The organism is Synechococcus sp. EJ6-Ellesmere (genome assembly GCF_024345875.1).
Taxonomy (GTDB): domain Bacteria; phylum Cyanobacteriota; class Cyanobacteriia; order PCC-6307; family Cyanobiaceae; genus Regnicoccus_A; species Regnicoccus_A antarcticus.
The window spans coordinates 1-6,905 of the sequence record NZ_JAGQBY010000162.1 but is presented as its reverse complement, the minus strand read 5'-3'; the positions used below and the strand labels follow the sequence as shown (position 1 = coordinate 6,905).

General features: G+C 64.2%; 7 protein-coding genes. 4 read left to right on the top strand and 3 right to left on the bottom strand.

All coding sequences use genetic code 11. The annotated features are described in order from the left end of the window. The 4 genes from KBY78_RS14745 to KBY78_RS14730 all read left to right on the top strand — a co-directional run. On the top strand, positions 1–432 hold a 432-nt coding region (locus KBY78_RS14745), incomplete at its 5' end, for an exonuclease SbcCD subunit D C-terminal domain-containing protein (protein WP_255144272.1). After that, complete coding sequence (locus KBY78_RS14740) at positions 429–3,476, top strand: AAA family ATPase (RefSeq protein WP_255144271.1); 3,048 nt, start codon at positions 429–431, stop codon at positions 3,474–3,476. The genes KBY78_RS14745 and KBY78_RS14740, both read left to right, overlap by 4 nt. A gap of 187 nt (positions 3,477–3,663) precedes the next feature. Continuing rightward, positions 3,664–4,125 carry a transposase gene (locus tag KBY78_RS14735; RefSeq protein ID WP_255144270.1) on the top strand — a complete coding sequence of 154 codons (462 nt, stop codon included), beginning with the start codon at positions 3,664–3,666 and terminating at the stop codon, positions 4,123–4,125. Continuing rightward, entirely contained in the window at positions 4,122–5,180 is a 1,059-nt protein-coding gene (locus KBY78_RS14730) for an IS3 family transposase (protein WP_255144268.1), read from the top strand. Before KBY78_RS14735 ends, KBY78_RS14730 begins: the two co-directional genes overlap by 4 nt. Before the next feature lie 178 nt (positions 5,181–5,358). On the opposite strand, the gene KBY78_RS14725 is transcribed toward KBY78_RS14730, so the two are convergent. The 3 genes from KBY78_RS14725 to KBY78_RS14715 all read right to left on the bottom strand — a co-directional run. After that, positions 5,359–5,976 carry an IS3 family transposase gene (locus KBY78_RS14725; protein ID WP_255144273.1) on the bottom strand — a complete coding sequence of 206 codons (618 nt, stop codon included), beginning with the start codon at positions 5,974–5,976 and terminating at the stop codon, positions 5,359–5,361. Between the two features lie 19 nt (positions 5,977–5,995). Further along, the gene (locus KBY78_RS14720; protein ID WP_255144267.1) at positions 5,996–6,283 is read right to left on the bottom strand and encodes a transposase; all 288 of its coding nucleotides are present in this window, start codon (positions 6,281–6,283) and stop codon (positions 5,996–5,998) included. Between the two features lie 266 nt (positions 6,284–6,549). Next, on the bottom strand, positions 6,550–6,905 hold a 356-nt coding region (locus tag KBY78_RS14715), incomplete at its 5' end, for a MerR family transcriptional regulator (protein WP_255144266.1).

Below are 6,905 nucleotides of genomic sequence, written 5' to 3'. Positions count from 1 at the left end.
CACCACACCAAGTCGGTGCGAATCGTGGAGCTGGATGCCGCTGGCAACGCAGCAGTGGAGATCCTGCCACTGGGGGTGGGGCGGACGCTGTGCACCATCGAGGGCGGGATCGAGCAACTGCTCAGGGATCCGCAGTTCACCTCAGCCGTGGAGGCTCGGGTGCGGGTGATCCTCACCGACGAGGTGCTGCCCCTGCAGGCCATGGCCCGCCTGCGCGGACGGTTCCCCCACGTGGCCGAACTGCGGCATCGCCCGCCCGATGTTGTCCGCTCCACCGCCAGCGAACGGAATCAGCAGGTGCGGCAGGCAGCCTCTCCCTTTGCCTTGGCGACGTCCTTCTTCGCGGATCAGCAGGGGCGTGAGGCCAACGAAGAGGAGGCCGAACTCCTGCAGGAGGCCCTCGAGGCGGTCAGCAAGGGAGGGGAGCGTTGAAGCCCCATCACCTCAGGATCGAGGCCTTCGGGCCCTACGCCGAGCCGGTGGAGATCGGCTTCGATGAACTCAGTCAGGAAGGCCTTTTCCTGATCCATGGCACCACCGGTAGCGGCAAGACCTTCCTGCTCGATGCCCTCTGCTTCGCGCTGTACGGGGAGGTGTCGGGTGAGCGCAGCGTCAAGGGGTTGAAATCGGACCACGCCGAACCCGCGGCGGTGCCACTGGTGAGCCTGGATTTCTCCTCCGGCGGGGCCCGTTACCTGGTGGAACGTTCTCCTGCCTACACAGCCCTGAAGACCCGGGGGGAGGGAACAACCGAGAAGGCGCCGAAGGCGGCGCTGTATCGGCTGGTTGGCACTGAGAGGGAAGTGATCGTCAGTCGGACCACAGAAGTCACCCGGGAGGTGGAGGGTCTGGTGGGTCTGAATGCCGGTCAGTTCCGCCAGGTGATCCTGCTTCCCCAGGGCAAGTTCGCCGAGGTGCTGCGGGCCAAGGCCGATGAGCGTGAGGCCCTGCTCAAGACCTTGTTCGACACGGTGGTGTTCGAGCAGGCGGGCTATTGGCTGGAGGACAAGGCCAAGGCTGCCCGCGGCGAGGTGGCTGAGCAGAACCGGGCCCAGGAGGTGCTGCGCAACCAGGCCGCCCGCGAATGGAGCCCCTATGCCCCACCGCCGGCGGAGGCCGAGGCGGAGGAGGAGGACGCGGAAGCAGGTGACGGGGTCCCTACGGATCAGGCGGGCCTGGATCGACTGGTCCAGCAGATCGCTGCGGTGGTGGTGGAAACGGAGAGCAGCCTGAAGCAGGCCACCGCAACCCTGGCGGCAGCCCAGACGGCCAAGGCTGATATCGACAAGGTGGCGGACCGCTGGGATCGGCGGACGGCAGCCAAGGCAAAGCTCGATGCACTGGAATCGCAGCGGGATCCGATCGAGGAACTCAAGCTGCAGCTGGCCACGGCCGTGCAAGCCGAGACCCTGCGCACCAGCGTCGATGCCGAACGAACAGCCCGAGCTGCCCTGACCGCGCTACAGGGCAGCATCAAGGTGCAGCTGCAGGCCGCCATCCGTGCCAGGGACGACGCGCAGGCCCTGCCGGTCTCGGTGGTCCTGCTCGATCTGCTGGCCCTACCCGGCCTGGAAGACCTGGGCGGGGCGACCAGCGACCTGGCGGCGCGTCGGGCGGAAGTGAGTGAACTGGCGAAGAAAGCTCTGGAGGCAGCCCAAGCGAGGGGCAAAGCTGCTGTAGCCGCTGGGCTGGCCAGTAAGGCGGAAGCAGATCGAACCAGCAGCACCACCGCTAAGGCAACGAGGCAGCAGGAGCGGCAGGCGGCCGCCGATGCCTTCACCAAGGCCTGCTCGGCCCGTGACCAACTCGACGGATTGCAGCGGGCGGCACAGGAGGCTCGAGAGCGTGCCGGTGCTGTGGACGCCTTGCCCCGAGCCCAGAAAGAAGAGGTCGATGCCATTGCTGCAAAGACCAGCGCCGATCAGCAGGTGAGCAAGGCAAACGCCGCCCTCGTCGCACTACGGCAGCGCCAGATCGCCGGCATGGCCGCCCGGCTTGCCTTGGGCTTAGAGGAGGGCGCCCCCTGTCCGGTCTGCGGCTCCTTGGGGCATCCCGCGCCAGCCCAGCCCTCGGAGGATGCCGTCAGCGACGAAGCGATCACCGCGGCGGAGACCGTCCTGGCCACGGCGACCAACGCTGCCGAGAAAGCAGCAGTGGTGGTAGCCGAAGCCCATGCAGCACGCAAGGCAGTGCTCGAAAAGGCCGGCGATGCCGCCAACGATCCTGATGCTGCCAGGAAGGCATCGCAGCAATCGTCCGAAGCACTGGCGGCGGCACAAGCCCTGGCCAAGACGGTCGACAGCCTGGAGCAGGCGATCAGCAAGCACGATCAGGACCTGAAGGCCCTTGAGGCGGCGATCCAGACGGCCACCACGCAGATTGCCCTGCAGACCAAGGCCGCGGAGGATGAAGCCAAACGGGCCGAAACCCTGTCAGCGGAGATTGCCAAGGAGCTGGGGGAGGGCGTCGATCCGCAGGCTGTGCTCAAGACTTTCGTGCCGCTTGAAGCGGCCCTGAAAGCTCTGGCGGGAAGCTGCCAGGCAAGCACCAGTGCCACAACCCGGCTGGAGCAGGCGTCAACCCGTCTTGAGAAGGAACTCGGCGGATCTGAGTTTGCCGATGCCAGGGCCGTGGAGGCGGCCCTCAAGGATGAACCTGTCCGTCAGAAGTGGGCGCAGCAGATCCAGACGTTTGAGAAGGAGGTGACCGAGCAGAAGGGCATCCTCGCCTCGCCGGATCTGGTCGAACTACCCGAGGAACGGCCGGACACCACTGCTGCCGCAGAGCTGGTGATCACAGCCGATGCGGCGCGGACGGAGGCCGTGGAGCGCCACACCCAAGCCTGTCGTGCACAGCACGAGATTCAACGGCTGGCCGGCGAGCATCGAGAGGGTGAAGCTTCCCTGATGCAGAAGCGTGAACGCGCCCAGCTGCTGAGCGCCGTGGCTGATCGCTGCCAGGGCAAGGCTGCTCCATTCATCTCCATGCAGCGCTGGGTGCTCTCGGCCTATCTGGCTGAGATCTGCCGCTATGCCAACCAGCGGCTGGAGCTGATGACTTCAGGTCGCTATCAGCTGCGGCTCACCGATGAGGGCGGTCGCGGTGGCCGCAATGCCGGCCTGGGCCTGCGGGTGCTGGATGCCTACACGGGCGAGGAGCGTGAGGTGAGCAGCCTGTCGGGAGGTGAGACCTTCCAGGCCTCACTCGCGCTGGCCCTCGGTGTGGCCGATACGGTGCAGGCCCATACAGGCGGGGTGCATCTCGAGGCCCTGTTCATTGATGAGGGCTTCGGGACGCTGGATCCCGACAACCTGCAGCTGGCGATGGATGAACTCGACCGCCTTCGGGAGGGGGGGCGAATGATCGGGATCATCAGCCATGTGGGAGCCCTGCGGGAGCGGATCCGCTGCGGCATCCAGGTGGTGGCCAGCGATCAGGGCTCAAGGGTGTGCGTGGGCACCCCGGCAATGCTCTGAACCGTGTAGCGCCACCCCGGCAGCGGGGGCGTGATGGTGTCACGCGGCGCAAGGGCTGCGCGAGTCGGTGAGGCCCCCCTGCGTCAGGAAAGTTGTCCGCTCGGTCTGACCTATCCACCAGGGGGCCAAACCGACGACCATGAAACCGACCTATGACACCGCTGTGCGGGACCAAGTCCGCCAGCGCATGAGCCCGCCAAACCGGGAGAGCGTGGCCGAGATCGCCCGCTCTACCGGGATCACGACCCAGACCCTCTACAACTGGCGCAGCCAGTGGCAGAAGCAGGGTCAGCTCGTGCCAGCCACCACCAAGCCGCCAGAGCAGTGGAGCGCTCTCGACAAGCTGGCCGCTGTGATCCAGGCGGCCGGCCTGAGTGGCCCTGATCTCGGGGCCTTCTGCCGTGAGCGGGGCCTCTACCCCAAACAGCTTGCCCGCTGGCGGCAGGCCGCCGAGGATGCCAATGGCCCCAGCGCTCCGAGCATGGCTGATCAGCGAGAACTTCAGCGTAAGAATCAGGAGCTGATTCGCCAGAATCGCCGCTTACAACGCGAATTGGAGAAGAAGGAGAAGGCTCTCTCGGAGGCGGCAACACTGCTGATGCTCTCAAAAAAGCTCGATCAGCTGTGGCCACGGGACGAGGAACAATGATCCCGCCAGAGGATAGAAGTCAGCTGATGGAATTGTTCCGAGAAGGTCTCAAAGAAGGGGCTTCTGCCACGGCGATTGCAGATCTGATCGGTATCTGCTCACGCACGTTACGGCGCTGGGGCATTGCGTTCCAGACACATGGATTCAGCCAGGATCGCCGCAAAGGCTCTCCACGGAATGTGGCGCACCGATTCACACCAGAAGAGCGGCAGCGCTTAATTCACATCGTCAACGATCCGCGATTCGCGGACCTCACTCCCGCCCAGATCGTGGCCATCCTTGCCGAGGAGCGAATCTATGTGGGTTCAGAGTCCACGATTTACCGCATCATGCGGCAAGAGGGTCTGCTGAACCACCGTGGCAGAACCCGCCTGCCGCGTGAGCCCAGGGAGGTTCCGGTGTTGGAAGCAACGGGCATCCATCAAGTGCTGGCTTGGGATATCACCCTCCTCCCCGGCCCCGTGAAGGGGCAGTTCTATTACCTCTACATGGTGATGGATGTATGGAGCCGGCGCATCCTCGGCGCAGAGGTGCATGAGCATGAATGCAGCGAGTTGGCCAGCGCATTCTTTGATCGCGTCTGCCGCGATGAAGGGATCAGCAAGGAGACTGCTGCGGTCCTGCACTCGGACAATGGCGCCCCCATGCGCTCATTCACTCTGGCGGCCAAGCTGGCGGAGCTGGGGGTGTCGCTTTCGTTCTCGAGGCCGCGCGTGAGCAACGACAACGCCTATGCCGAGTCGTGGTTCCGCACGATGAAATACCACCAGAGTTATCCGCTCAGGCGATTCCGGGATCTGCTTTCGGTGAAAGCCTGGGTGGATGGCTTTGTCGACTGGTACAACGCTGAGCACCGGCACAGCGGCATCAAGTACGTGACGCCCAATCAGCGCCATTACGGCCAGGCTGACGCGATCTGCGCCATCCGCCAACAGACCTATGAGGAAGCTCGGCAGAGGCATCCTCAGCGCTGGAGCCGGCCACCCCGCAACTGGTTACAGCCACAGGTTGTGAGCATCAACCATCCGCGACCGCAGAAACCTGTGGCTGCTTGACCCTCAACAATCCAGGCCCCCGTGGCTGTCCGATGGCGCCCCTCCAAGGGCGCGATCGGCAACAGCCGCGATCAGGGGCCGGACGCCCCAACCCCGACCGAAGACAGCCATCGATGACAACAACACCCCGGCCGTGCGGCCCCTGAACCTCAACTCGCAGTACAGTCCATCTCGGTGCTCAGCTCAGCACCCCGAGCGGACAACTTCCCTGATAGGTCCCGCTCGCAACGAAGTCACCAGAGGTGAACTGGCAGCCTTGATCGGAGTGGAAGATCTCGGGTCTGCGGCCACCTTCCAGCGCCATCTCAAGGGCATCCAGACAGAACTCCGTGTCAAGGCTGTTCGAGAGCTTCCAGCTGAGGATGTTCCTGGAGAAGAGATCCACGATCGCCACCAGGTAGAGAAATCCTTTCTGTAGCGGGATGTAGGTGATGTCGGTAGCCCAAACCTGGTCCACAGCCGTGACTGCGTCGAGATCCACCAGGCAGGGAAAGCGCTCTGCTGGATCTCCTGGAATGGTGGTGCGAGGTTTCCGGTAGATCGCCCGTAACCCCATGCGGCGCATGAGGTTTCGTGCCCGGTCACGACTGATCGGGATCCCTTCTCGGGCCAGGTAGTCCACCATCCGGCGGCTGCCGCTGCACGGGTCTTCCAGATAGAGAGCATTGATCCTGGCCATGATCCGCAGGGTCGATGCCGGCACCGGTGTAGGCCGGTAATAGAGCGTGGTTCTGGGCAGGCCCAGCAGCGCACATTGGCGGCTGACGCTGAGCTCGGGGTGGTCGTGATCGACCAGCTTGCGCAGTTCACGGGCATCAGAGCAGCTGAGACTTTTTTTTGAGCCACTCCAGCTCCATCTGCAGCCGCCCGATCTGCTGGAACAGCTCGGCCTCCTTGGCCTGTCCCTCCTCCGTGTCCTTGCTCTTCTTGCCCCTGGTGAACAGCTCGCTGGCGCCCTCCAGCAGCTGCTTCTTCCACTGGCTGACCTGGATCGGGTGGATGGCGTGGTCGGCGGCGATCTCCTGGATCGTCTTGCGGCCACTGATCGCCTCCATGGCGACCCTGGCCTTGAACTCGGGACTGTGGGTACGGCGCTTGCTCATCGGTGGGAGCCCCCTTTCAGGGGTGGTGCCCCGCCTCAGAGGTTAACGATGGGGGCTGTCCAGGAAAGCCAGACCACCTCAGTGATCTCCTTTCCTTCCCTGCCAGGCCCCAGACAGGCGATGCGTGAACCACAGACACCCGATCGGCAGTCCTTGGTGTGAGGAAGTGACCGCCGCAACCGGTGCAAAGGCGCCCCCCACGGGGCGCCTTCCTGCTGGGCATGGGGTCCTCGCGCTTAAGCGGAGCGACAGCGCCAGCACATGGCTCAGCGTTGCAGCTTGGAGCCCCCGCAGTCCTGCCAGCTGCCGAGCAGACGCGCCAGCTCATCCTGCATGGTTAGAAGCTCGGAGATCCGTTGGTCAATCGATGCCATCTTGTCTGAAATGCTTCCTTTAAGTACCGAACAATTGCAGACACCCGACCGACGCGCTTCGAGGATCCTCGACAACTCAGGGATCGAAACATCCATCGCCCGGAGGGCGCGAATGATCGTGAGCTCAGCGAGATTCTCCTCATCAAACAATCGGTATCCACCTGCGGAGCGATCCTTGGGCTGGAGCAGGCCCTCATCGCAGTAATAACGGATCGTCTTCACCGGCAGGCCGGTGCGCCTGGCTACCT

What these genes read in the sequence shown, in the direction of transcription:
- KBY78_RS14730 (WP_255144268.1), top strand. Translation starts at nt 4,122, where the DNA reads ATGATCCCGCCAGAGGATAGAAGTCAGCTGATGGAATTGTTCCGAGAA.
- KBY78_RS14720 (WP_255144267.1), bottom strand. Translation starts at nt 6,283, where the DNA reads ATGAGCAAGCGCCGTACCCACAGTCCCGAGTTCAAGGCCAGGGTCGCC.
- KBY78_RS14735 (WP_255144270.1), top strand. Translation starts at nt 3,664, where the DNA reads ATGAGCCCGCCAAACCGGGAGAGCGTGGCCGAGATCGCCCGCTCTACC.